Source organism: Comamonas endophytica (assembly GCF_023634805.2).
Classification (GTDB): domain Bacteria; phylum Pseudomonadota; class Gammaproteobacteria; order Burkholderiales; family Burkholderiaceae_C; genus Comamonas; species Comamonas endophytica.
In genome coordinates this window covers 1,281,310-1,304,446 of record NZ_CP106881.1, presented here as the reverse complement: position 1 = coordinate 1,304,446, position 23,137 = coordinate 1,281,310, and the positions used below count along the sequence as shown (strand labels likewise).

At 67.5% G+C, this 23,137-nt stretch carries 20 protein-coding genes; 7 read left to right on the top strand and 13 right to left on the bottom strand.

The features are described from left to right. Positions 1-7 precede the first annotated feature (7 nt). Both M9799_RS05795 and M9799_RS05790 read right to left on the bottom strand, forming a co-directional pair. Entirely contained in the window at positions 8-2,446 is a 2,439-nt protein-coding gene (locus M9799_RS05795; RefSeq protein ID WP_263725607.1) for a DUF3772 domain-containing protein, read from the bottom strand. 70 nt (positions 2,447-2,516) lie between these two features. Next, positions 2,517-2,945, bottom strand: coding sequence for a YbaN family protein (locus M9799_RS05790; RefSeq protein WP_231043390.1), 429 nt, complete (start codon positions 2,943-2,945; stop codon positions 2,517-2,519). A gap of 316 nt (positions 2,946-3,261) precedes the next feature. On the opposite strand from M9799_RS05790, the gene M9799_RS05785 reads away from it, so the two are divergent. Both M9799_RS05785 and M9799_RS05780 read left to right on the top strand, forming a co-directional pair. Then, positions 3,262-5,445 carry a TonB-dependent receptor gene (locus M9799_RS05785; protein WP_231043391.1) on the top strand — a complete coding sequence of 728 codons (2,184 nt, stop codon included), beginning with the start codon at positions 3,262-3,264 and terminating at the stop codon, positions 5,443-5,445. 11 nt (positions 5,446-5,456) lie between these two features. Further along, positions 5,457-6,719 carry a PepSY-associated TM helix domain-containing protein gene (locus tag M9799_RS05780; RefSeq protein ID WP_231043392.1) on the top strand — a complete coding sequence of 421 codons (1,263 nt, stop codon included), beginning with the start codon at positions 5,457-5,459 and terminating at the stop codon, positions 6,717-6,719. Positions 6,720-6,837: 118 nt separating this feature from the next. On the opposite strand, the gene M9799_RS05775 is transcribed toward M9799_RS05780, so the two are convergent. After that, positions 6,838-7,737: a LysR substrate-binding domain-containing protein gene (locus tag M9799_RS05775; RefSeq protein WP_231043609.1), complete on the bottom strand. Its 900-nt coding sequence runs from the start codon at positions 7,735-7,737 to the stop codon at positions 6,838-6,840. A gap of 171 nt (positions 7,738-7,908) precedes the next feature. Between M9799_RS05775 and M9799_RS05770 the strand changes: the two genes are divergently transcribed. Genes M9799_RS05770 through hglS form a run of 3 tightly spaced genes read left to right on the top strand, consistent with a single transcriptional unit; the run spans position 7,909 to position 11,728 of the window. Next, positions 7,909-8,901, top strand: a complete 993-nt coding sequence (locus M9799_RS05770) for a Bug family tripartite tricarboxylate transporter substrate binding protein (RefSeq protein ID WP_231043393.1) — start codon at positions 7,909-7,911, stop codon at positions 8,899-8,901. After that, the gene (locus tag M9799_RS05765) at positions 8,898-10,322 is read left to right on the top strand and encodes an FAD-binding oxidoreductase (RefSeq protein WP_231043394.1); all 1,425 of its coding nucleotides are present in this window, start codon (positions 8,898-8,900) and stop codon (positions 10,320-10,322) included. The genes M9799_RS05770 and M9799_RS05765 overlap by 4 nt, the downstream gene beginning before the upstream one ends. A 23-nt stretch (positions 10,323-10,345) precedes the next feature. Continuing rightward, positions 10,346-11,728, top strand: a complete 1,383-nt coding sequence (gene hglS / locus M9799_RS05760) for a 2-oxoadipate dioxygenase/decarboxylase HglS (protein ID WP_231043395.1) — start codon at positions 10,346-10,348, stop codon at positions 11,726-11,728. Positions 11,729-11,828: 100 nt separating this feature from the next. On the opposite strand, the gene M9799_RS05755 is transcribed toward hglS, so the two are convergent. The 8 genes from M9799_RS05755 to metK form a co-directional block, all read right to left on the bottom strand. Next, positions 11,829-12,020 carry a hypothetical protein gene (locus M9799_RS05755; RefSeq protein ID WP_231043396.1) on the bottom strand — a complete coding sequence of 64 codons (192 nt, stop codon included), beginning with the start codon at positions 12,018-12,020 and terminating at the stop codon, positions 11,829-11,831. 169 nt (positions 12,021-12,189) lie between these two features. Beyond that, positions 12,190-12,678 (bottom strand): GNAT family N-acetyltransferase, encoded by a 489-nt coding sequence (locus tag M9799_RS05750; RefSeq protein WP_231043397.1) that lies wholly within the window; start codon positions 12,676-12,678, stop codon positions 12,190-12,192. 57 nt (positions 12,679-12,735) lie between these two features. Next, positions 12,736-13,809: a bifunctional nicotinamide-nucleotide adenylyltransferase/Nudix hydroxylase gene (locus tag M9799_RS05745; RefSeq protein WP_231043398.1), complete on the bottom strand. Its 1,074-nt coding sequence runs from the start codon at positions 13,807-13,809 to the stop codon at positions 12,736-12,738. Between the two features lie 66 nt (positions 13,810-13,875). Further along, positions 13,876-15,576, bottom strand: coding sequence for an NAD+ synthase (locus M9799_RS05740; protein ID WP_231043399.1), 1,701 nt, complete (start codon positions 15,574-15,576; stop codon positions 13,876-13,878). Positions 15,577-15,589: 13 nt separating this feature from the next. After that, entirely contained in the window at positions 15,590-16,795 is a 1,206-nt protein-coding gene (gene pncB, locus M9799_RS05735) for a nicotinate phosphoribosyltransferase (RefSeq protein WP_231043400.1), read from the bottom strand. A gap of 7 nt (positions 16,796-16,802) precedes the next feature. Then, the gene (locus tag M9799_RS05730) at positions 16,803-17,636 is read right to left on the bottom strand and encodes a cysteine hydrolase family protein (RefSeq protein ID WP_231043401.1); all 834 of its coding nucleotides are present in this window, start codon (positions 17,634-17,636) and stop codon (positions 16,803-16,805) included. Positions 17,637-17,740: 104 nt separating this feature from the next. Continuing rightward, positions 17,741-17,926, bottom strand: a complete 186-nt coding sequence (locus tag M9799_RS05725; RefSeq protein WP_231043402.1) for a DUF1328 domain-containing protein — start codon at positions 17,924-17,926, stop codon at positions 17,741-17,743. 186 nt (positions 17,927-18,112) lie between these two features. Continuing rightward, on the bottom strand, positions 18,113-19,297 hold the full coding sequence (metK, locus tag M9799_RS05720; RefSeq protein ID WP_231043403.1) for a methionine adenosyltransferase: 1,185 nt from the start codon (positions 19,295-19,297) through the stop codon (positions 18,113-18,115). Between the two features lie 127 nt (positions 19,298-19,424). Between metK and M9799_RS05715 the strand changes: the two genes are divergently transcribed. Both M9799_RS05715 and M9799_RS05710 read left to right on the top strand, forming a co-directional pair. Then, complete coding sequence (locus M9799_RS05715; RefSeq protein ID WP_231043404.1) at positions 19,425-20,279, top strand: lysophospholipid acyltransferase family protein; 855 nt, start codon at positions 19,425-19,427, stop codon at positions 20,277-20,279. After that, the gene (locus M9799_RS05710; RefSeq protein ID WP_231043405.1) at positions 20,276-21,145 is read left to right on the top strand and encodes a lysophospholipid acyltransferase family protein; all 870 of its coding nucleotides are present in this window, start codon (positions 20,276-20,278) and stop codon (positions 21,143-21,145) included. Before M9799_RS05715 ends, M9799_RS05710 begins: the two co-directional genes overlap by 4 nt. A gap of 241 nt (positions 21,146-21,386) precedes the next feature. Here M9799_RS05710 and M9799_RS05705 read toward each other — a convergent pair whose 3' ends face one another. Next, a complete protein-coding gene (locus tag M9799_RS05705; protein ID WP_231043406.1) occupies positions 21,387-22,319 on the bottom strand; it encodes an alpha/beta fold hydrolase in 933 nt (310 codons plus the stop codon). 52 nt (positions 22,320-22,371) lie between these two features. Continuing rightward, on the bottom strand, positions 22,372-23,109 hold the full coding sequence (gene yihA, locus M9799_RS05700) for a ribosome biogenesis GTP-binding protein YihA/YsxC (protein ID WP_231043407.1): 738 nt from the start codon (positions 23,107-23,109) through the stop codon (positions 22,372-22,374). Positions 23,110-23,137 lie beyond the last annotated feature (28 nt).

The following is a 23,137-nucleotide window of genomic DNA, read 5'->3' as shown; positions in this document are numbered from 1 at the left end:
GGGGACTTCAGCCCTGCGCCGTCGGCGGGGTGGCCATCATCATGGTGGGCACGGCCAGCGGCAGGCCGGCGTTCTTGAAGTCGTCGAGGATCGTGAACAGCAGGTCGCTGCGCACGCCGCCGGCCAGGCGCGGGCTGGCAACGTAGCAGATGGCCTGGAAGATCAGGCTGCCGTTCTCTATGCCCTCCAGGCTCAGCGAGGGTGCCGGCGTTTCCAGCACGCCCGGGTGCGCGCTGCATGCTGCCAGCATCAGCTCGCGCACCCGCTTGGCATCGGTCGACAGCGGCATGGGCAGGCGGATCAGCACGCGGCCCTCGGCGCTGGTCAGCGTCATGTTGCGCACCGTCTTGGTGATGAATTCGGAGTTCGGCACGATGACGATGGAGCGGTCGCCCTGCTGGATCTCGGTGGCGCGCACGTTGATGCGCTTGATGTCGCCCTCGGTCGTGCCCAGCACCACCCAGTCGCCGACCTTCACCGGCCGCTCGGCCAGCAGGATCAATCCGGAGATGAAGTTCTGCACGATGGCCTGCAGGCCGAAGCCGATGCCCACCGACAGCGCGCTGGCGATCCAGGCGATGCGGTTGATGCCGATGCCCATGGCCGACAGCCCGGCCGCCACCACCAGCACCACGCCCACGTAGTTGAGCAGCGTGGACAGCGAGCTCTGCATGCCCGGCTCCATCGTGGTGGTGGGCAGGTAGCGCTCGCGCAGCCAGCGCTGGAAAATGCGCAGCGCCACGAAGCCGCCGACCAGCACCGCCAGCGCGCTGAAGATCGCCCCGGGCTTGATCTGGAATTCACCGATCGTGAGGCCGGCGCTGATGCGGTCGGTCTGCTGCAGCACCTCGTCCGGGCGCGTGCCCAGCTGCGCACCCAGCGCGATCAGCATGTACAGGAACAGCAGCACGCGCGCCAGCGCCGACAGCACCACCGCCGCCTGGTCGAGCGTGCTGGACGAGAAGTGGAAGCTCTTTTGCAGGCGCTGGCCGAATTCGCCGCGCGAGGACACGAGTGCCATGAACAGGTCGTCGGCAAACTTGAACAGCACGTAGAAGCTGATGGCCACCAGGCCGGTCCAGGCCAGCTGCGTGGCCACCAGGCTGGCCACGCTGATGTAGCCGACGCCCACCAGCAGCACCACGCCCACCAGCGCCAGCGTGACCAGGCCCAGCGCCAGCCCGACCCACAGTGGGCGCGGCTCGGGTGGCGTTGCCTTGTCGTCCTGCTCCTGCTGTGGCTGCGGCTGCGGCGTGCGCAGGCGCACCAGCGTGGCCGCGATCATCAGCACCAGCGCCATCGCGGTGATGCCCTGGCAGGCACGCAGCGCGGCGGTGCTGAGCTCGGAGATGCCGGCGACCTGCGTGGGGATCCACACCAGCACGCTGACCAGCGCCACCAGCCAGGGATAGAGGCGCAGCCGCAGCGCCAGTTCATTGGACAGCGCCGGCAGCCGCCACGACGGCCGGGCGTTGGCCAGCAGCGCGCGGCCCAGGCTGGTCACGTAGACGATGTACAGCACGGACTCGTCGACCAGTGCCACCAGCTTGCCCGACATCGGGCCGAAGTCGGCGCGCGCGCGCAGCGTCTGCAGGAAGCCCTGCAGCGCCAGCGCCACCACCGTCATGTTGACCACGACGATGGCGATGACCAGCAGCGAGCGCCGCAGCCGCCCGCCCGGCAGCACCTGCTGCGCCAGGCGCGCCAGGCCGCGTTCGGCCAGCACGTCGCCCACGGTGATGGCCAGCAGCGCCAGCACCAGCGCCAGCAGCACGGAGCCACGGTTTCCTGGAGCAGCCAGCCTTGCGCCGGCGGCCTGCAGCTCGTCCGCCAGCGGCGCCAGGCGCGCGCGGTCGTCCGGCCAGGCCTGCGCCAGCTCGCGCCAGAACGCGCCGCCCAGAGGGAAGGGGGCACGGTCGGTCAACTGCGCCTGGAACAGGTCGCGCTCGCGGGTGCGCAGCGCCTCGCTGCGCTGCTGCGCGTCCACCACGATCAGCCGCGCGAGCCGCAGGTCCGCGTCCATGGCGCTGCGGTCGCGGATCAGTGTCTGGCGCTGGCGCTTGATGTCGGCGTCCTCGCTGGTGCCGGGGGCCGGGGCCGCGCCCAGCTCACCCAGCCGCGCATTCAGGGCGTTGAGCTCGCCGGTGCGCGCGTCGATGATGCGCTTGGCGTCGGCGCTCAGCGCGGCGAAGCTGGCCTGCAGCTCGCGCACGGCGTCGGCGCCCTCGGCGGTGGCGGGCAGGCGGTCGAACTGGCGGCGCAGCGATTCGACATCGGGCAGCGGTTCCTCGGTCTCGGTCGCCGGCGTGGTGGCGCCAGGCAGGGCCGCAGCCGCGGAGGAAGCGTTTGCGGGGGGTGTCCCCGCGAGGGGCTGGGCCTGGACCGTGGGCAGCGCCAGGCAGGACAGGAAGGCAAGAGCAAGGGCGCAGCGGTGGATCCAGGTCATGTGCGGATCATAGGAGGCGCAGGACGCAAGCGGAGGTAAGCTCGGCCTGAATGCGTCACGGGCCCGCGGCTCATGCAGACGCTGCGGGTTCGGGGCGCAGCCACAGCCAGACCAGCACGCAGGCCATGCTCAACAGCGCCAGGCCGGCAGCCCAGGGCTTGGTGACGAAATAGACGATCAGCGCGCTGCTGGCCGACATGCTCAGCGTCGCCATCCACTTGACGCGTCGGCTCACGCGGCCGCCGTCATCCCAGCTGCGCAGCATGGGTCCGAAGGTGGCATGCGCATAGAGCCAGGCATGGAAGCGCGGCGAGCTGCGCATCGCGGCCCAGGCCGCCATGAGGATGAAGACGGTGGTCGGCATGCCCGGCACCACGGCGCCCACCATCCCCAGCACCACGCACAGCGCGGCAAAGGCCTGCAGCAGGCAGCGCACGGGCCAGGACGGCAGGCGATGGCCCGGACAGGCGGACGTGGAGGCGCAAAGGGGATCGTTCATGTTCATGGGCTGCATGCGGAACCGGCGAACCATGTCGCTGCCGCGGATTGCATGAGGTCAATATAGTCCGCAGGACCCGGCTTTGGTCGCAATTCCACTGGGGCCGGCGCCTTAAACCGCCAGCCGCCTACAAGATACGCACGCTGAAGTCGCACTACATGCGGAAGCATCTTTGTATCAAGTAGTTTTTGTCCTACAGCACAAGTTTCGGCCGCGTCAAGCGCCACGCAAACCCCTTGTGCACTTTGGTCCATTGGCACGAACTGCGCCAGCATCCAAAACTAAAATAATGCGAATCATTTTCAGTTCCCTCTCCATGAAAACATCCTTCGTGCTGCGCCCCACCGTGGGCGCCATTGCCTTGTGGGCGGCCGCTTCCGCCGTGCAGGCACAGACCGCAGCCTCCGCTCCCACGATGGAGACGGTGACCGTCGAGGCCAGTGCCGACGCATCGGCCGAAGGCCTGGCCAAGCCCTTCGCGGGCGGGCAGGTGGCAACCGGCGGGCGCGTGGGCTTGCTCGGGCAGCAGAGCAACATGGACACGCCATTCCATCTGACCAGCTATACCAACGCGCTGATCCAGGACCAGCAGGCCAAGAGCGTCGGCGAGGTGCTGCTCAATGATCCTTCCGTGCGCCTGGCGCGCGGTTTCGGCAATTTCCAGGAGATCTACATCCTGCGCGGCCAGCCGATGTACTCGGACGACATCGCCTACAACGGCCTGTACGGCCTGCTGCCGCGCCAATATGTGGCGTCGGAGCTGTTCGAGCGCGTCGAGGTGCTGCATGGCGCGAGCGCCTTCCTCAACGGCGCGGCGCCGGGCGGCAGCAACCTGGGCGGCTCGATCAACCTGGTGCCCAAGCGCGCCAGCAACGAAGCGCTGAACCGCGTCGATGTGGGCGTGCGTTCGGGCGGCCAGCTGTCGGGAGCGGTCGACCTGTCGCGCCGCTTTGGCCCGGACAACAGCACCGGGGTGCGCCTGAACGCGGTGCGGCGCACTGGCGACACGGCCATCGATCGCGAAAGCCGCGGCCTGACGGCCGTGGGCGTGGGCCTGGACTGGCGCAGCCGCGACGTGCGCCTGTCGGCCGACGTCGGCTACCAGAAGGACAAGCTCAAGGCCGGCCGTCCCAACGTGACGCCCGCAGCGGGCTTCATTCCCGACGTGCCGGACAACAAGACCAACTACGCCCAGCCCTGGACCTATTCCAACGCCGAGGACGTGTTTGGCAGCGCGCGCGCCGAGTGGGACCTCAACGACCAGGTCACGGCCTGGGCCGCGGGCGGCATCAAGCGCGGCAAGGAGCAGAACTCGCTGGCCAACCCGACCATGGTGAGCCCTTCCGGCACCGCCAACACCGGCCGCTTCGACAACCACCGGGAAGACGATGTGGAAACCGGCGAGATCGGCCTGCGCGGGCGTTTCGCCACCGGCGCCGTCAAGCACCAGGTGGTGGCTTCCGCCTCCTGGTTCCGGCATGAGGAACGCGGTGCCTGGGCCATGTTCTCCGGCGGCAATTTCCCCATCAATATCTACGACCCGGTGGCTTCTGCGCGTCCGGGCACCAACCTGGGCAGCGGCGACCTGTCCAATCCGCTGCGCTCGGGCGACACCCGGCTGCAAAGCTATGCGCTGGCCGATACCCTGGCGTTCTACGACGATCGCGTGCTGCTGACGCTGGGCTTGCGCCACCAGACCATCGAGCAGAACAGCTTCAGCAACGCCACCGGCGCGCAGACCGGCAGCTACAAGGAATCGGCGACCACGCCGGTCGCCGGCCTGGTGTTCAAGGCCACGCCGGCACTGTCGCTGTATGCCAACTATGTCGAAGGCCTGATCAAGGGCGAGGTCGCGCCGACCACGGCCAACAGCCTGCCGGTGGCCAATGCCGGCCAGGTGTTCTCGCCCTACAAGGCCAAGCAGAAGGAAATCGGCGTGAAGTGGCAGCAGGGCGGCCTGGGGGCCAGCGCCGCGCTCTACACCATGGACAAGCCGGTCAGCTATGTGCAGGACCAGGTCTTTGGCGCGTACGGCACGACACGCTACCGCGGCCTGGAGCTCAATGTGTTCGGCGAACCCGTCAAGGGCCTGCGCGTGCTCGGCGGCGTGACCTTCACCGACGCCAAGCTCAAGACCACCGCCGGTGGCGTGAACCAGGGCAACGACGCGATCGGCGTGCCGCGCCGCCAGCTGACGCTGGGTGGCGAGTGGGATGTGCCCGGCGTGCAGGGCCTGGCGTTGAATGCGCGCCTGATCCACACCTCGAGCCAGTATGCCAACGCGGCCAATACGCTGAAGGTGAAGGACTGGACGCGCACCGATCTGGGCGTGCGCTACCTGATGGACATCGGCAACGACCGCCTGCTGACGCTGCGTGCCCGCGTGGACAATGTGTTCGACAAGCAGTACTGGGCTTCGGTCGGCGGCTACCCGGGTTCGAACTACCTGGTGCAATCCGCGCCGCGTACCTTTGTCATCGGCGCCAGCGTCGACTTCTGAGGTAGCAGCGCATGCGTGAGTTCTGGACCGTGGTCCACCGCTGGCTGGGCCTGACCGCGGCGCTGTTCCTGATCGTTGCCGGCGCGACCGGCGCGGTGATCTCGTGGGACCACGAGATCGACGAATGGCTCAATGCCGACATCATGGAGACCCCGGGTCGGGGCCCGCTGCAGAACCCGCTGGCGCTGGCCGCTGCGGTCGAAGCCAGCGACCCGCGCGTCGAGGTGTCGTACATGACGCTGGGGCTGGAAGAGGGGCATGCGGCCTCCTTCCTGGTCCGGCCGAAGAAGGACCCGGCCACGGGCAAGCCCTATGTGCTGGGCTACAACAACGTGTTCGTGGACCCGGTGACTGCGCAGGTCACGGGCCAGCGCGATTCCAAGAGCATCGCGCTGAGCAAGCGCAACCTGATGCCCTGGTTGCGCCACCTGCATGAAAGCCTGCACATGCCAGCCTTCTGGGGCAGCGACCGCTGGGGCTTCTGGCTGATGGGCGGCATCGCGTTGATGTGGCTGATCGACAGCTTCGTCGCGCTGTATCTCACGCTGCCGCGGCGCCTGGCCGAGGGCCGTGCACAGGCCCTGTCGGGTGCGCCAAAGCGCAGCTGGTGGAAGAGGTGGCAGCCTTCTTGGATCGTGCGTTGGCGCGCGGGCGGCTACCGGCTGAACTTCGACCTGCACCGCGCGGGCGGGCTCTGGGTGTGGGCGATCATCATCGTGGTGTCTTTCACCTCGTTCTCGCTGAACCTGTACCGCGAGGTGTTCTATCCGGTGATGAGCAAGATCTCGACGACCACGCCCGGTCCGTATGAAACCATCACGCCTGCGCCCATGGGCAGCTTCATCGTGCCGAAGATCTCGTTCGAGGCCGCCATCGACATCGCGCGGGCCGAAGGCGAGCGCCTGGGCTTCGAGTTCCCGCCGGGCGGCATCTGGTATGGCGGCGACTTCCCGTTCTACAACATCTCGTTCTTCGATCCCACGGACGAGATGGGCGCCATGGGCATGGGCATGTCGAACATCTACGTGAGCGCCGACAACGGCGAGGTGCTGGGCACGCACCGGCCATGGCACGGCACGGCGGCCGATGTGTTCGTGCAGCTGCAGCTGCCGCTGCACTCGGGGCGCATCCTGGGCATGACGGGGCGCATCATGATGTCGATCATGGGCGTGTTCGTGGTGATGCTGTCGATCACCGGCATCGTGATCTGGGAGCGCAAAAGGCGCGCGCGCAAGGCGATGGCGCGGACGCTGGCGGTGGGGGCGGCGGGATAGGGAACTGTAGGGCAGGCCGTCCATCCTTCGACAGGCTCAGGACGAACCGGGAAAACCGTTCGTGGTGAGCCTGTCGAACCATGAAGGGCATGCCCTCGATTGATGCAGCTGTCCTTGTTCAGGAAATGCTGAACGCCGCCTGCTCCCTGATCCACCCCCTGAACGCCGTCAGCGGCGGATACCACGCCTTCGACGCCGCGCAGGCCAGGTAATAGCGCCCCTGGCTGCGGCTGCGCACGTCGAGCGCCGACACCAGCTCGCCGCGCTCGAGTTCGGCACGGAACAGGAACTCTGGCAGCAGCGCCACGCCGAGCCCGGCCGAGGCTGCCTGGGTCACGGTGGCGAACTGGTCGATGCTGATGCCGCCGGCCAGCGCGCCCTCGATGCCCTGCGCGGCAAACCACTGGGCCCAGGCCTGCGGGCGCGAGGCCAGGTGCAGCAGCGGCGCCTGCAGCAGGTCCTGCGCACTGGCAAATCCGAAATGCGTCTTCAGCCCCTGGGAACAGGCGGGAAAGATGGTTTCCTCGAACAGGAAGTCCAGCTCCGCGCGCGGCCACTCGGGCGCACCGTAGTGGATGGCGGCATGCACATCCTCGGCATCCATGTCGAAGGGCTCCAGCCGGGTCACCAGATTGAGCGTCACGCCCGGATGCCGGCGCACGAAATCCGGCAGCAGCGGCGCCAGCCAGCGCGTTCCCATGGTCGGCAGGATGGCCAGCTTCAGCGTGCCCGTGCCCGGGCTGGCCTTGATGCGCAGCGTCGAGTTCGAGATGTCGCGCAGCGCATGGCGGATCTCCTCGGCATAGATCTCGCCGGCCGGCGTCAGCCGCACGGCCTGGCGCTCGCGCACGAACAGCGCCACGCCGGCGATCTCCTCCAGCGCGCGGATCTGCCGGCTCACGGCGCTCTGCGTGAGGCTCAGCTCCTGCGCCGCGGCCGTGAACTTGCCCAGCCGGGCGCAGGCCTCGAAGGCCACCAGCAGGCCCATGGGCGGGAGGTATTTCCGTGAATTCATGATGCCGGGGAATGCATGTGCCGGAAGTTTATAGCTTCAGTCTCGTAGAGGCCTGCGGCCAGTGCGTATGCGGTCATTCCATTTGCGAATGCCTGGGTTCCAAAGCATTGATTGACGCCAATGCAGCGGCTGCCGATGATGGACCGCTGCAGTACAACTAGAGAGAGAGACACCGTGCCCCAGATCCTTTCGCGCAAACATTTCCTTCGCTCGGCCGCACTGCTGGGCGCCGCGCTGGCGCTGCCCACCCTGGCCATGGCCGACAACTTCCCCAGCCGCCCGATCAAGCTGGTGGTGCCCTTCGCCCCGGGCGGCAATACCGATGTGGTGGCGCGCCTGGCGGCGCAGGGCCTCACGGAATCCCTGGGCCAGCCGGTGGTGGTGGAGAACATTCCCGGCGCCAATGGCTCGATCGGCGCCAGCCGCGTGGCAACTTCCGCCAATGACGGCTACACGCTGCTGTTTGGCACCGCCGGCACGCAGGCCATCAATCCCAGCCTCTACAAGAACCAGAGCGAGAAGACGCTCGACGACTTCGAATACGTCGCGCTGATCACCTCCATTCCCAACGTGCTGGTGGTCAACGAAGCCAAGACCCCGGTCAAGTCGGTGGCCGAGCTGGTGGCCCATGCCAAGGAGCGCCGCACCGGCCTGAGCTATGGCTCGCCGGGCACGGGCTCGACGGTGCATCTGTCGGGCGAGCTGTTCAAGAGTGCGACCGGCGCCGAGCTGGTGCATGTGCCCTACAAGGGCAGCGCGCCGGCTTTGACCGACCTGATCGGCGGGCAGATCGACCTGATCTTCGAGAACATCACGCCGGCGCTGCCCTTCATCCAGGGCAACAAGCTCAAGCCGCTGGCCGTGACCTCGGCCGAGCGCCTGCCGCTGCTGCCCAACGTGCCGACCATGAAGGAAAGCGGTTTCCCCACGTTCGTCACCGCCACCTGGAACGGCGTGCTGGCGCCCAAGGGCACGCCGCGCGCCGTGGTCCAGAAGGTGGAGGCGGCCCTGCTCAAGGTCGCCGGCAGCACCGACTTCAAGGCGCGCGTCGCGGCGCTGGGCGGCGAGCCGCGCCAGATGGGCTCGGCGGCGTTCCGCGATTACACGCGCACCGAATTCAAGCACTGGGCCGGCATCGTGCAGGCCGCGAAACTGGAGAAGCAATGAGCGTCCTGGATTCCGAGATCGTCGCCACGCTGGCCGCCATCGTCGGCGCCGGCAATGTGCTGACCGGCGATGACCTGCAGGGCTACGAGCAGGACTGGCGCCGGCGCGCGCAGGGCAAGGCGCTGTGCGTGGTGCGCCCGGGCTCGACCGAGGAGGTGGCACGCGTGGTGCAGGCCTGCGCGGCAGCGCGCGTGTCCCTGGTGCCCCAGGGCGGCAACACCGGCCTGGTCGCGGGCTCGGTGCCCGATGCCTCGGGCACGCAGGTGGTGCTGAGCCTGCGCCGCATGGCGGCGGTGCGCGCCATCGATCCGCAGAACATGACCATCACCGTCGAGGCGGGTTTCATCCTGCAGAGACTGCAGGAGACCGCCGACCAGGCCGGTTTCCTGTTCCCGCTGAGCCTGGGCGCCGAGGGCAGCTGCACCATCGGCGGCAATCTCGCGACCAATGCCGGCGGCACCCAGGTGGTGCGCTACGGCAACGCGCGCGACCTGTGCCTGGGCCTGGAGGTGGTGACGGCGCAGGGCGAGGTCTGGGACGGGCTCTCGGGCCTGCGCAAGGACAACACCGGCTACGACCTGCGCGACCTCTACGTGGGCAGCGAAGGCACGCTGGGCGTGATCACCGCCGCCACGCTGCGCCTGTACCCCAAGCCCGCGGCCATGCTCACGGCCTGGGCCGCCGTGCCTTCGCTCGAGGACGCCTGCAGCCTGCTGGGCATGGCGCACAAGCACCTGGGCGCGAGCCTCACGGGCTTCGAGGTAATGAACCAGTTCGCGCTCGGATTGGTAGACAAGCACTACCCGCATCTGCGCGTGCCGATGTGGCAGGAAACGGCCTGGTGCGTGCTGATCGAGCTGTCGGACGCCGAATCCGAGGCCCATGCGCGCGGCCTGTTCGAGGGCATGCTCGAACAGGCGTTCGAGCAGGGCCTGGTGGCCGACGCGATCATCGCCGAGAACCTGCGCCAGGCGCATGACCTCTGGCACATCCGCGAGAGCATCACGCTGGCGCAGGTCGAGGAGGGCTTCAACGTCAAGCACGACGTCTCGATTCCGATCTCGCTGATCCCCGAGTTCGTGCGCGAGGCCGACGCCGCGCTGGCCGCGGCCTTCGAGGGCATCCGCTTCGTCAACTTCGGCCATCTGGGCGACGGCAACCTGCACTACAACATCCAGGCGCCGGCCGGCATCGATGCCAAGGCTTTCGTCGCGCAGCACGAGGAGCGCATCAGCGCCATCGTCTATGACACCGTGAGCAAGTACCGCGGCTCGATCTCGGCCGAGCATGGCATCGGCGAGCTCAAGCTGCACAAGCTGCCGCAGCACAAGTCGCCGACGGCGCTGGCGCTGATGCGCACCATCAAGGGTGCGCTCGATCCCCACAACCTCCTGAACCCGGGCCGCGTGCTGAGCGCCTGACCCGCTGTGAACCTTTGATTCCCATGCCTTCCTTCATGCACTCCGACCAGATCCGCGATCTGTTTTCCCAATCCATGTCGGCCATGTACCGCCAGGAAGTGCCGCAATACGGCACGCTGCTCGATCTGGTGGCCGACATCAACCGTGCCACGCTCGAGCAGAACCCCGAGATGCGGCGCGAGCTGCAGGCCGCAGGCGAGCTCGAGCGCATCGACCTCGAGCGCCATGGCGCCATCCGCCTGGGCACTGCCGAGGAACTGTCCACCATGCGCCGCGTCTTCCGCGTCATGGGCATGCACCCCGTGGGCTACTACGACCTGTCTGTAGCCGGCGTGCCGGTGCATTCCACGGCCTTCCGCCCCATCGACGACGAAGCGCTGCGCACCAACCCCTTCCGCGTCTTCACCTCGCTCTTGCGCCTGGAGCTGATCGCCGATCCCGCGCTGCGTGCCCAGGCCGCCGAAATCCTCGCGCGCCGGCGCATCTTCACGCCGCGCGCGCTGGAGCTGCTGCAGCAGTGCGAGGCCGCGGGCGGGCTCGATGCGCAACAGGCCGCCGAATTCGTGCGCGAGGTCACGCAGACCTTCCGCTGGCATGGCGAAGCCACCGTGGACCATGCCACCCACCAGCAGCTGAGCGCGGCGCACCGGCTGGTCGCCGACGTGGTGTCGTTCAAGGGCCCGCACATCAACCACCTGACGCCGCGCACGCTGGACATCGACGCGGCCCAGGCCGAGATGCCGCGCCGCGGCGTGGCCGCCAAGGACGTGGTCGAGGGCCCGCCACGCCGGCGCCACCCGATCCTGCTGCGCCAGACCAGCTTCAAGGCGCTCGAAGAAGCCATCGTGTTTGCCGGCGACGGCATGCCCGGCGCGCACACCGCGCGCTTTGGCGAGATCGAGCAGCGCGGCGCGGCATTGACCAGCGCCGGACGCGCGCTCTACGACCGCCTGCTGGCCCGGGTGCGCTCGATGGAAAACGCCGGCAGCACGGCCGGCGACTACGGGTCGCGGCTGGCGGCGGCGTTTGCCGAGTTTCCCGACGATCTCGATGCCATGCGCGAGCAGCAGCTGGCGTTCTTCCGCTATGCGGTGCGCGACCAGGCGGCATTCGACCAGGCCGCGGGCAGCGGCGCCACATTCGACCTGGAGGCGTTCTTGCGCCAGGGCATCGTCGAGGCGCGCCCCATCGTCTATGAAGACTTCCTGCCGGTGAGCGCGGCCGGCATCTTCCAGTCCAACCTGGGCGGCACCGAACAAAAGAGCTATGCGGCCAATGCCGCCCAGGAGCTGTTCGAGGCAGCGCTGCAGGCGCCCGTAGCCGACGAGATCGCGCTGTATGCGCAGAGCCAGCAGGCTTCGATCGAGGCGCTGCGCCAGGCTTACGGGGCACTGCAGCCCGCCTGAGGCGCGAAATGTGCTGGCAGCCGCTGCTGCCAGATAGGAAAAAGGGCCCTGCAGGGCCCTTTTTGTCGAGGACTTCGCAGTCCCCAGTCCAGATCAAGAATCAACGCTGCTGGCGGTTGTTCTGATTGTTCTGGTTGTTGTTGGCCTGGTTGTTGTTGGACTGCTGTTGCTGTCCGGTGGACGAGCTCTTGCCGCCTTGCTGCTGGCCCATGCCGCCTTGCTGCTCCTGCTGCTTCTGCGACTTGTTGTTCTGGTTGTTTTGGTTGTTGCCCTGGTTTGTTTGCTGAACCATAGTCATATCTCCAAAAGGTTGAATCGCTGACTGGAAATCAATCAACGCAAGTGCATGGTGCGCTCCTGGAAAACCCTGGAATGTAGGACTTTGCCGACCACAGCCGGTTTTTGGTTAACGAGTGCAAGCCATGTGTCAGGTGGTTGAAAGTCCTGCAGGAGTCAGTGCTTCACTTCGCCTGCAGGGCAAGCCGGTGCAGGGCTTCGCCCGTCAGGCGGTAGCGTACCCACTCGTCTTGAGGGACCGCTCCCAGGCTTTCATAGAAGGCAATTGAGGGCGCATTCCAGTCCAGCACGCTCCATTCGAAACGGCCGCAGTCGGCTTCGACGGCAATGCGCGCCAGGTGCGCCAGCAGCGCCTTGCCCGCGCCACGGCCGCGCTGCTCGGGTGCGACATAGAGATCTTCGAGGTACAGGCCATGCCGGCCCTGCCAGGTGGAATAGTTGAAGAAATAGACGGCAAATCCCAGCGGCTGGTCGCCGTCCATGCACACCAGGCCATGCACCTTGGGATCGGCACAAAACAGCGTGCGCCGGATGTGCTCCGGCGTGGCCAGCACCTCGTGCTCGGCTTTTTCATATAGGGCCAGATCGCGGATGAAGCGCAGGATCTGGCTGGTGTCTTCGATGGTGGCGGGGCGGATGAGCAGTTCGGGCATGGAAGGCGCTGGCAGGCAGCCGGGCAAAGACGCCGCGGCTTGCGGATGGAGGAAAGGTCAGACCGGCAGGCGAATGGCGCAAAAGCCTTCGAGACAGCTCTGGACCACATGGAAATGGTCCTCGAAGAACCGCGTCTCGAGTGCCGGCACCTGCGCCAGTGGCACCCAGCGCGCCAGCGCCGCGTCATCGCCACCCTGCACGGCGGGCAGCTGCGCGCGGTTGCCGAGGTCGAACACATGCACATGGGTGATGGCGCGGCCGCGCAGGCTGCGGTCGGGGTGGTCGAATACCCGCACGCCCTGCAGCGCGGCCGCAAGCATCGCGGCATCGACGGCGCAGGCGGTTTCCTCCTCCAGCTCGCGCAGGCAGGCTTGCCACAGGGTGTCGCGCGGCTCCACGAAGCCGCCGGGCAGCGCCCACAGGCCCTTGCCCGGCGCATGGCCGCGTTCGATCAGCAGCAGATGGCCGTTGCACAGCATGACGGCATCGACCGTCACCAGCACCGGCGGGTAGGGCGCGCTGGCCCAGGAGGCATGGTAGCTGCGCAGCATCGCGGCTTCCTCCCGCATGGCGTCGTAGTCCGGCGTGTCCATCCAGGACTGCAGGAAATCCAGCACCGGCGCGGGTACCTGCGGCGCCAGCGCGGCCAGCACCTCGCTGCGGGGCGCATCGTCGAAGTTCCAGTAGCTCTCGCGCAGCGGCGTGCCGTCGAACGCACCCAGCCGCGGCAGGCTCAGCAGCGTCCAGCCGGGGAAGCGCTGCAGGTAGCTGCTGCTGTGGTCCTTGAAATGGCCCACCAGCGCGACGGCCGCACCCGCCGGCACCAGCGCCTGCACGCCCTGGCGCACCGCCGCGACCCAGCGCTCCTCGTCGTAATGGTCGCGCACCGGAATGCAGTGCACGCGCACGCGCTCGGCCGGCGCCAGTGCGCTCTGCACCATGGCCGCGCGTTCCTGCCAGGTGAAGGGGTTCTTGGGATTGCGCGCCTGGTGCGCGCTGCCCAGCACCACGATCACTTCCCGGGCCTGCGCCAGCGCTGCCTGCAGCAGCGCCATATGGCCGTTGTGCCAGGGCTGGAAGCGGCCGATCAGGACGGCGGTATGGGGGGAGGGATCAGCGGATGGGATCATGGTGCTTTCTCTGAATGCGGATGCGCGGCGCAATCCGCCATTCTGGGCCAAAAATCCCCGCCCTCGTCAAGGGTAGCGAGCAGCAATGGGCATCTGGCGGCCCGTGCCAAAAGCCCGTGGCCGAACGCGCAGGATCGGCGGCGACTGGCGGCGCTTGTATTCGCTGCGGTGGATCATGCGCTGCACCTTCTCCACCAGTGCCCGCCCTTCGGGCTGCTGCAGCAGCTGGTCGACGAACTGGCGCACCCTGGCGTACTCGTCGCGGTGCAGGTGCGGGCCCTCGATCAGCAGCTTGAGGATCTCGTCCAGCACGTCATAGGGCGGCAGGCTGTCTTCATCCTTCTGCCCCGGCGCAAGCTCCGCCGACGGCGGCTTGTCGATGACCGCCTGCGGGATCAGCTCGCGCCCCGCCGTGGCATTGATGTGGCGCGACAGCGCGAACACCTCCGTCTTGTACAGGTCGCCCAGCAGGCCCAGGCCGCCGTTGGTGTCGCCGTACAGCGTGCAGTAGCCTACCGAGACCTCCGACTTGTTGCCCGTCGTCAGCAGCAGGTGGCCGAAGGCGTTGGAATATTCCATCAGCGCCGTGCCGCGGATGCGCGCCTGCACGTTCTCCAGCGGCAGGCCCTGCAGCGGCTGGCCGAAGCTGCGCTCGAATTCCTCGGCATAGCGGTCCACGATCTCGCCGATCGGGTGCCGGTGCAGCGTGATGCCCAGGTTCCTGGCCAGATCCACCGAATCATCGACCGAGCCCGCCGAGGAAAAGACCGAGGGCATGGTGATGCCGACGACATTCTCCGGGCCCAGCGCCTCGGCCGCCAGCGCCAGCGTCAGCGCGCTGTCGATACCGCCCGAGCTGCCGACCACTGCCTGGGTGAAGCCGCAGCGGCGCGCGTAGTCGCGCAGGCCCAGCACGATCTGCTGGCGATAGAACTCCATGGTCGGCAGGCCCTCGGCGGGCACGGGCCCCAGCGGCTGGCCATCGGCGCGGCCGAAGCGCCCTTCCTCGAACACCAGCGTCGTCACGCACTCCTCGAAGCGCGGCGTCTCCAGCACCACGCCATGCTCGGGCTCGCTGGCAAACGAGGCGCCATCGAAGATGATCTGGTCGTGGCCGCCGACCTGGTTGACGTAGAGCAGCGACAGCCCATGGCGGCTGGCGACCGCGCTGAAGACCTCGTGGCGCAGCTCGCGCTTGCCGAGGTGGCTCGGGCTGGCGTTGATGCTGATCAGCAGGTCTGGCGAGGCATCGGCCATGCGCTGCAGCGGGTTGATCGCGTAGTCGTCGCCACTGTCATTCCAGCCGTCTTCGCAGATCATGAAGCCGACCTGCATGTGGCCGATGCGCAGCACCTTGGCGACGTCCGGACCAGGCTCGAAATGCCGGCGTTCGGCAAAGATGTTGTGGCTGGGCAGCAGCTGCTTGTCGTACTGCAGGCGCAACTTGCCGCCCTGCAGCACCAGCAGGCTGTTGTGCAGCGGCCGGCCCGGGGTCTTGGCCCGCGTCGGCGCGCCCACCACCCAGTGGAGCTCTGGATATTCGGCCGAGGCGCTGCGCAGCTGCTCCAGCCCCTCCTGCACCCGCTCCATGAACCAGGGCTCGTCCAGCAGGTCGCCGGGGTAGTAGCCGCACAGCGAGAGTTCGCTGAAGACCACGATATGGGCCCGGTCCTCGTGCGCCTGGCGCGCGGCGTCGCGCATGCGCTGCACGTTGCCTTCGATGTCGCCCACGGTGTAGTTGAGTTGGGCCAGGGTGATGCGCAGCATGGGAGCTCCTTGTTCAGTGGGACACCGGCCCGGGGTCGGGGATGTCGAACACCTGGCGCAGATAGGCCAGGTAGGTTTCATCGGTGCACAGGGTCTTGCCCGGGCTGTCCGAGATCTTGGCCACGGGCTGGCCGTTGGCATGGGTCAGCTTCATGACGATGTTCAGCGGCGTCAGGCCCATGTCGTTGGTCAGCTGCGTGCCGATGCCGAAGCCCAGCTGGACGCGGTCGGCAAAGCGCTCGTAGAGCTGCAGCGCGCGGTCGAGGTTCAGGCCGTCGGAAAACACCAGCCGCTTGCCGTGCGTGTCGATACGCAGCCGCCGGTAGTGCGCCAGGGCCTTCTCGCCCCATTCGAAGGGGTCGCCCGAGTCATGGCGCAGGCCGTCGAACAGCTTGGCGAAATACAGGTCGAAGTCCTTGAGGAAGGCGTTCATGCCGACGGTGTCCGTGAGCGCGATGCCCAGGTCGCCGCGGTATTCCTGCACCCAGTCCTCGAGCGCGGCGTTCTGGAAGTCGCGCAGCCGCACGCCCAGCGCCTGGTAGCTCTGCAGGTATTCATGCGCCATGGTGCCGATGGGCACCAGCCGCAGGTCGCGCGCCAGCAGCACGTTGGAGGTGCCCTTGAACCATTGCGGCGCCTCGCTGGCAAAGCGCTGCACCACCTCGCGTTGCCAGGGTCCGGAAAAGCGCCGGCGCACGCCGAAGTCGAACATCTCGAAGGGGTGGCGGCGCTGCGTGCCCGCGGCCAGCGCCTTGAGCCGCCCGACCTTCTGCTCCAGCCGCGCGCGCCCCTCGCGCAGCGCGGCCTGGGCATCGAAGCGGCGGAAATACAGCTCGTTGACGATGGCCAGCACATAGATCTCGAAGCCCATCACATGCACCTGCGGGCCGTTCGCTACGATCGTCAAGTTATCGCCCTCGGCGCGCGCCTCGATGAAGGCGCGCTGGAAGCGGAAGATGCGCAGGAAGTCGATGAAGTCGCTCTTGATGAAGCGCAGCGAGGACAGATAGGCCAGCTCGTCCCTGGCGAAGGACAGCCGGCACAGCGCATCGAGCTCGGCCTCGACCTCGGGCAGCAGCTCGGCCAGCGGGTATTCGGGCGTGCTGCGGCAGACGAATTCGTAATGCGCCTGGGTCTGCGGATGGCGATGCAGCATCGCCTGCCACATCGTGAACTTGTAGAGGTCGGTGTCGAGCAGGCTGGTGATGATGGGTGGCATGGGCGGTTCAGTCGGCAAGCTTCAGGGCGCCGCTGGTGGCGAATTGCACGCCGCGGGCCAGCATGTCGCCGAAGAAGGCCTGTTCGGCGGATTCGAAACCGGCAACGGGCCCCATGCAGTCGGTCAGCAGCACCAGGCGCCGGGCATGGCCGGCCGGCAGGTGCTCCACCAGGTGCTCGACGCTGGCGCGCACACAGTGGCTGCTGGCCTCGCCGGCAACGACCAGCAGTTCGGCCTGCGCCAGCTGCTCCAGCAGGGCGGTATCGAGCGCAGTGGAGGGATCGGCAGCGTCTTCGACCTCGGCCTTCAGCGCGCTGTAATGTTCGGTGAAAGGGTTCATCCCTTTGAGCACATGGCGCACGGCGCGCTGGCGTTCGAGCTGCCAGGCGCCGCAGGCGGCAAGCAGGTCGGCATGGATGCCATGGCCCCAGCTGCCGAGCTCGCAATGCACGGGCCAGACCATGTGCGTGTAGCGGCCCAGGCGTTCCAGCGCATCGAGATAGCCAAGGACCCGGGGCAGGGAGCCGGCTTCGCGCGGCAGATACCGCGCGGCGCGCACCTGGGCGGCGGTGATGTTCGTGAAGGGCAGCACTTCGCCGCCATCGGCATCGATCCAGAAACCCGGGTGGCCGATGTCGAAGCGCTGATGCGAGTCCAGCGTGACGGTGATGGCATCGATATGCGCACCTTGCTGGCGCAGCCAGCGCGCCAGCCGCTGCATCTGCGCATGCGCTCCCGTGACCGCGAGGCTGGGGTGCGTTCCGGGAGGGCAGTACTCGGGAGGGAGATCGCAGAAATCGTTCTGCGGGTCGATGACCAGAAGCTGGATGGATGAAGGCATGGGCAACGGACGCAAGCAGCAAAAGGCCAGTGTAGACCTGCCCTCGGCCGCCGCGTCGCGATTCCAGGCCTCCCGGCGCAGTCACGCGCCGGGAGGGTGGATGACTACTTCAGGGCCTTGCGCGCGGCGCCGATGCCCAGGACGGCCATCACGACGAAGATGACGGCCAGGATCAGGAACACGATGAACAGTACCTTGGCGATACCGGCCGCACCGGCGGCGACGCCGGTGAAGCCCAGGGCGCCGGCCAGCAGCGAGATGACGGCAAAGATGATGGCGTATTTGAGCATGGTGTTTTCCTAGGTTTTCCGCCGGTCAAAGTGCCGGCGTTGCAGGTGCTACGTTATCGCTCGCGCCAGGGGACGAATGTGGGCCGGGCAGCGCTGCTGGCGTAGGACAAGCCTTCCTGCGCGCCCATGAAAAAAGCCTGCGCATGGCAGGCCTTGTCGAAGCGGCGGCGCTTGCACGCCCTGCGTTCAGCGCAGTCCGGCGGCGTCGCGCAGCAGCGCTGCCTTGTCGGTCTTTTCCCAGGTGAACTCGGGCTCCTCGCGGCCGAAGTGGCCGTAGGCCGCGGTCTTGCCGTAGATCGGGCGCAGCAGGTCGAGCATCTGGATGATGCCCTTGGGGCGCAGGTCGAAATGCTCGGCCACGAGCTTGGCGATCTGCTCGTCGGGAATGACGCCCGTGCCTTCGGTATACACGGTGATGTTCATCGGGCGCGCCACGCCGATGGCATAGGCCACCTGGATCTGGCACTGGCGTGCCAGGCCCGCGGCAACGATGTTCTTGGCGACGTAGCGCGCGGCATACGCGGCCGAGCGGTCGACCTTGGTCGGGTCCTTGCCGGAGAAGGCGCCGCCGCCATGGGGGCAGGCGCCGCCGTAGGTGTCGACGATGATCTTGCGGCCGGTCAGGCCGCAGTCGCCCTGCGGGCCGCCCACCACAAAGCGGCCCGTGGGGTTGATCAGGAAGCGCGTGTCGTTCAGCCAGGCGTTGGGCAGCACCGGCTTGATGATCTCCTCGATGATGGCCTCGGTGAAGCTGGCCTTCATGCGGGTGGCGGACTCCGACTGGTCGGGGCTGTGCTGGGTGGACAGCACCACGGTGTCGATGCTGTGCGGCTTGCCGTCCACATAGCGCATCGTCACCTGGCTCTTGGCGTCGGGGCGCAGGAAGGGCAGGCGGCCGTCCTTGCGCAGCTGCGCCTGGCGCTCGACCAGGCGGTGCGCGTAGTAGATCGGCGCGGGCATCAGCTCGGGCGTCTCGTCGCAGGCGTAGCCGAACATCAGGCCCTGGTCGCCAGCGCCGGTGTCGAGCTCGTCGTCGCTGGCGTGGTCCACGCCCTGGGCGATGTCCTGGCTCTGCTTGTCATAGGCCACGAGCACCGCGCAGCCCTTGTAGTCGATGCCGTAATCGGTGTTGTCGTAGCCGATGCGCTTGATGGTGTCGCGCGCCACCTGGATGTAGTCGACATTGGCGCCGGTCGTGATCTCGCCGGCGAGAACCACCAAGCCGGTGTTGGTCAGCGTCTCTGCCGCCACACGCGAATGGGGGTCTTGGGTGAAAATGGCATCCAGGATCGCATCGGAGATCTGGTCGGCCACCTTGTCGGGGTGCCCTTCAGAAACAGATTCCGAAGTGAAAAGAAAATCGTTCGCCATTGAATAAACTCCTGTGTTCAGCTTGTGAGGCGTTGCCCAAGCTGACGGAGCCCGGCGAACGCTTTAGCAGAATTGTTTTACGTCGCCCTGCAAGTTGCTCATTTAACTCAGCGACCCGTCTATTTTAATGCCAAGCCTGTTTCGTTTGTTCTCGCTGCTGCCTTTGGGGCTTTTGCATGGTCTGGGTGCCGCCATGGGGTGGCTGGTCTTTGCCCTGTCGGGCACCTACCGCCAGCGTTTCCTGGACAATGCGCGCCAGGCCGGCTACCGGTTTGGCGAGATCGCCGCCGCCGTGGGCCATGCCGGGCGCCTGGTGGCCGAGCTGCCGCGCCTGTGGCTGCGTCCCGAGCTGCCGCACTGCGAGATGATCGAGCCCGAGCGCGTCGAGCGCGCCTGGGCCCAGGGACGCGGCATCGTGTTCCTCACGCCGCATCTGGGCTGCTTCGAGCTCTCGGTGCAGGCGGCCGCGCAGCGCTGGGGACCGAAGTACGGCCCGATCACCATCCTGTACCGGCCCGCGCGCCAGGCGTGGCTGGCCCGGGTGATGGAGACCGTGCGCAACCGCCCCGGCGTCCAGGCCGTTCCGACCACGCTGTCGGGCGTGCGCCAGATGATCAAGGCGCTGCGCCGCGGCGAGGCCGTGGGCCTGCTGCCCGACCAGGTTCCGCCGGAAGGGCAGGGCCTGTGGTCGCCCTTCTTCGGCCGCGATGCCTACACCATGACGCTGGCAGCGCGGCTGGTGCAGCAGACCGGCGCGATCGTCATCGTCGCCCGCTGCGAGCGCCGCTCCTGGGGGCGCGGCTATGTGATGCATTTCGAGGAGTTGCCCTTGCCTTTGTCAGATTCGTTGGAGACCGCTGTGCTGCAGCTCAACCAGGCCATGGAGCAGGTGATACGCCAGAGCCCTTCGCAGTACCTCTGGGGCTATGCGCGCTACAAGCAGCCGCGCGCCGAGCAACCCGCCGCGCAGGTGGCGCCATGAGCGCGCGCTTCGGTGTCTGGCTGATGGGCCTGCTCGGGCGCCTGCCGCTGCGCTGGCTGCGCGCGCTGGGCTGGCTGCTCGGGCAACTGCTGTTCGTGGCGGCGGTGCCGCGGCGCCGGATCGCGCTGCGCAACCTCGAGCTGTGCTTTCCGCAGCTGACCGCTGCACAGCGCAAGGCGCTGGCGCGGCGCAACTTCGTCGTGTTCTGCCAGACCTGGCTGGACCGGGGCTGGCTCTGGTCGGCGCCCGAATCCGTGGTGCGCGCGCGCGTGAAGCTCGAAGGCGCACTGCATGAGCTCGAAGGCGACACGCCGACCATCGTTTTCGCGCCGCACTTCTACAGCATGGACGCGGGCGGGCTGACGCTGCCGCTCAACACCACCCGCGCCTTCACCTCGATCTTCTCGACCCACCCCAACCCGGACATCGACGACTGGTTCATGGGCGGGCGCCAGCGCTTCGGCGACGTGCGCATGCTCAACCGCGCCGACGGCGTCAAGCCGATCATCTCCAGCCTGCGCCAGGGCGGGCTGCTGTACCTGCTGCCCGACATGGACTTCGGCCGCAACGACTCGGTGTTCGTGCCGTTCTTCGGCGTGCCGGCGGCCACCATCCCCTCGCTGTCGCGCTTCGCGCGCCTGGGCCGGGCCAAGGTCATCGGCATGTACACGCGGCTCACGCCCGAGGGTTACGTCGCGCAGATCACCCCGGCCTGGAAGGACTTCCCCACGGCCGACGCGGTGGCCGACACGGCGCGCATGAACCGCGAGCTGGAATACTGGATCAATACGATGCCGGAGCAGTATTACTGGGTGCACAAGAGGTTCAAGACCAGGCCGGAGGGGGAAGAGTCGGTTTATCGGTGAGGCGGGGCATTTGAGAGGGCGGCCGTTCATCCTTCGACAGGCTCAGGACGAACAGTTTTTTGGTCCGCGCGCTCGGAGCTTGCCTGGGCAGCTCCGTCGAAGGGTAGCGGGCCCCCCGCTGAGGATTCAGCGTGAACATGTGAGCCGTTCGCCCTGAGCCTGTCGAAGGGTAACGGGCCCGCGCTCAAGATCCAGCATGAACGCTATCCAAAGCGCATCACGACCAGCCCAACCTCGCTTATCAAACCGCCACCCCCTCATCACTGACCTGCCGCTGCACAAACCGCTCCAGCTCGTCGATCACCCGCGCCGGCCGCTCGTGCACCACCCAGTGCGAGGTATTGCGCAGATGCTGGATCTGCAGCCGCGGCACCCAGTCCTCGAGGCCCTCGAGCAGGCCCGGGCGCAGTGCCGGGTCGTTCATGCCCCAGAGCACCAGCGTCGGCACCGCCACATGCAGCGCGGCCTCGGGCAGCCGCACCTGCGCCAGGTGGTCGGGCGCGCCCGGTGCGGGCGGATACAAGGGGCTGGCGCCGTAGTAGTGGCAGGGCCCCTGCAGTCCCCGGGACCAATGGGCCCGGTATTCATCCTGCAGCGCAGGAGTGAGCCAGGCCGGCAACCTGCCATCGGGCTGCGCGAAGAAACGGAAAGTGCGTTGCCAGTCGTTCTCGGCCAGCAGCTGCGGCGCATCCGCGCGGCGCAGGAAACGCATGTATTCGCTGGCCTGGCGCTGCTCCGCCTGTTCGCGCAGCTCGCGCAAAAACGCCCCCGCGTGGGGGGCGTTGAGGATCATGAGCCGGTCCATGCAGTCCGGGTGCTGGGCCGCCACGCTCCAGGCCACCGCGCCGCCCCAGTCATGCGCCACCAGCGCCGCCAGCGGCACCCGCGGGCTCTCGGCCGCGATCAGCGCGCGGATGTCCTGCACCAGATGCCGTGGCTGGTAGGCCTCGACCCCGAGCGGGCTGCTCGAGCCGCCATAACCGCGCAGATCGGGCGCCACGCAGCGGAAGCCACCGTTCTCGGGCGCGGAAAAATGCGCCAGCAGCGCGTCCCAGATGAACGCGCCTTCGGGAAATCCATGGAGCAACATCAGCACGGGCCGGCCGGGCATGCCCGCGGTGCGGCAGCGCAGGGTGATGCCGTGGGGCAGGACATGGTCGCAGGTCTGGATCATCAAGCTACGTCCTCTCGGTAGCTGTCAGCGCCTGGCGGACCGGTGCTGGAAGCTAGTGGGCCTGGGTTTCGCCAGCGCTGTCGGCTGCGGGCAGCGCTGCGGGCGTGGCCGCCGCAGTCTCTGCGGGATGCGACCACCTCCATAGTAGCCGAGCCACATCGTCCACGCCCTGTTTCTTGAGCGCGGAAAACAGCATTGCCTCGCCGCCGCCGGCCTGCAGGCGCGCGATGGACAGCGCCTTGGCCTGCTCGGCGCGCGTGAGCTTGTCGGCCTTCGTGAGCAGGATCAGGAACTTCAGGCCCTCCTCGACGCGCGGGCGCACGGCTTCGAGCAGCGCTTCATCGAGCTCGGTCAGGCCCAGGCGCGGATCGCACAGCAGCACGATGCCGGAGAGGCTGCTGCGGCTGATCAGGTAGTTGACCATGACCTGCTGCCAGCGCAGCTTGTCCGAGCGCGACACCGCGGCATAGCCATAGCCCGGCAGGTCGGCCAGCACCGCGTCGGTGATGCCCTGGCGGCCCAGCGAGAACAGGTTGATGTGCTGGGTGCGGCCGGGCTTCTTGGAGGCGAAAGCCAGCTGCTTCTGCTGCGTCAGCGTGTTGATGCAGGTGGACTTGCCGGCGTTCGAGCGTCCGACGAAAGCGATTTCGGGAACTTCAATGGCGGGCAGATGGTGCAGCTGCGCCGCCGTCGTGAGAAAACGCGCGGTGTGCATCCAGCCCATGGCGAGCTTGCCATCGGTGGCGGGAGAGGGCGTGCCCGCAACCGGTGCGGGGGAGGAGTTCGTCATGGGGGGTATCAATGCTTGGGAGCCTCAT

What these genes read in the sequence shown, in the direction of transcription:
- M9799_RS05795 (WP_263725607.1), bottom strand. Translation starts at nt 2,446, where the DNA reads ATGACCTGGATCCACCGCTGCGCCCTTGCTCTTGCCTTCCTGTCCTGC.
- M9799_RS05790 (WP_231043390.1), bottom strand. Translation starts at nt 2,945, where the DNA reads ATGAACGATCCCCTTTGCGCCTCCACGTCCGCCTGTCCGGGCCATCGC.
- M9799_RS05785 (WP_231043391.1), top strand. Translation starts at nt 3,262, where the DNA reads ATGAAAACATCCTTCGTGCTGCGCCCCACCGTGGGCGCCATTGCCTTG.
- M9799_RS05780 (WP_231043392.1), top strand. Translation starts at nt 5,457, where the DNA reads ATGCGTGAGTTCTGGACCGTGGTCCACCGCTGGCTGGGCCTGACCGCG.
- M9799_RS05765 (WP_231043394.1), top strand. Translation starts at nt 8,898, where the DNA reads ATGAGCGTCCTGGATTCCGAGATCGTCGCCACGCTGGCCGCCATCGTC.
- hglS (WP_231043395.1), top strand. Translation starts at nt 10,346, where the DNA reads ATGCCTTCCTTCATGCACTCCGACCAGATCCGCGATCTGTTTTCCCAA.
- M9799_RS05755 (WP_231043396.1), bottom strand. Translation starts at nt 12,020, where the DNA reads ATGGTTCAGCAAACAAACCAGGGCAACAACCAAAACAACCAGAACAAC.
- M9799_RS05750 (WP_231043397.1), bottom strand. Translation starts at nt 12,678, where the DNA reads ATGCCCGAACTGCTCATCCGCCCCGCCACCATCGAAGACACCAGCCAG.
- M9799_RS05745 (WP_231043398.1), bottom strand. Translation starts at nt 13,809, where the DNA reads ATGATCCCATCCGCTGATCCCTCCCCCCATACCGCCGTCCTGATCGGC.
- M9799_RS05740 (WP_231043399.1), bottom strand. Translation starts at nt 15,576, where the DNA reads ATGCTGCGCATCACCCTGGCCCAACTCAACTACACCGTGGGCGACATC.
- pncB (WP_231043400.1), bottom strand. Translation starts at nt 16,795, where the DNA reads ATGCCACCCATCATCACCAGCCTGCTCGACACCGACCTCTACAAGTTC.
- M9799_RS05730 (WP_231043401.1), bottom strand. Translation starts at nt 17,636, where the DNA reads ATGCCTTCATCCATCCAGCTTCTGGTCATCGACCCGCAGAACGATTTC.
- M9799_RS05725 (WP_231043402.1), bottom strand. Translation starts at nt 17,926, where the DNA reads ATGCTCAAATACGCCATCATCTTTGCCGTCATCTCGCTGCTGGCCGGC.
- metK (WP_231043403.1), bottom strand. Translation starts at nt 19,297, where the DNA reads ATGGCGAACGATTTTCTTTTCACTTCGGAATCTGTTTCTGAAGGGCAC.
- M9799_RS05715 (WP_231043404.1), top strand. Translation starts at nt 19,425, where the DNA reads ATGCCAAGCCTGTTTCGTTTGTTCTCGCTGCTGCCTTTGGGGCTTTTG.
- M9799_RS05710 (WP_231043405.1), top strand. Translation starts at nt 20,276, where the DNA reads ATGAGCGCGCGCTTCGGTGTCTGGCTGATGGGCCTGCTCGGGCGCCTG.
- M9799_RS05705 (WP_231043406.1), bottom strand. Translation starts at nt 22,319, where the DNA reads ATGATCCAGACCTGCGACCATGTCCTGCCCCACGGCATCACCCTGCGC.
- yihA (WP_231043407.1), bottom strand. Translation starts at nt 23,109, where the DNA reads ATGACGAACTCCTCCCCCGCACCGGTTGCGGGCACGCCCTCTCCCGCC.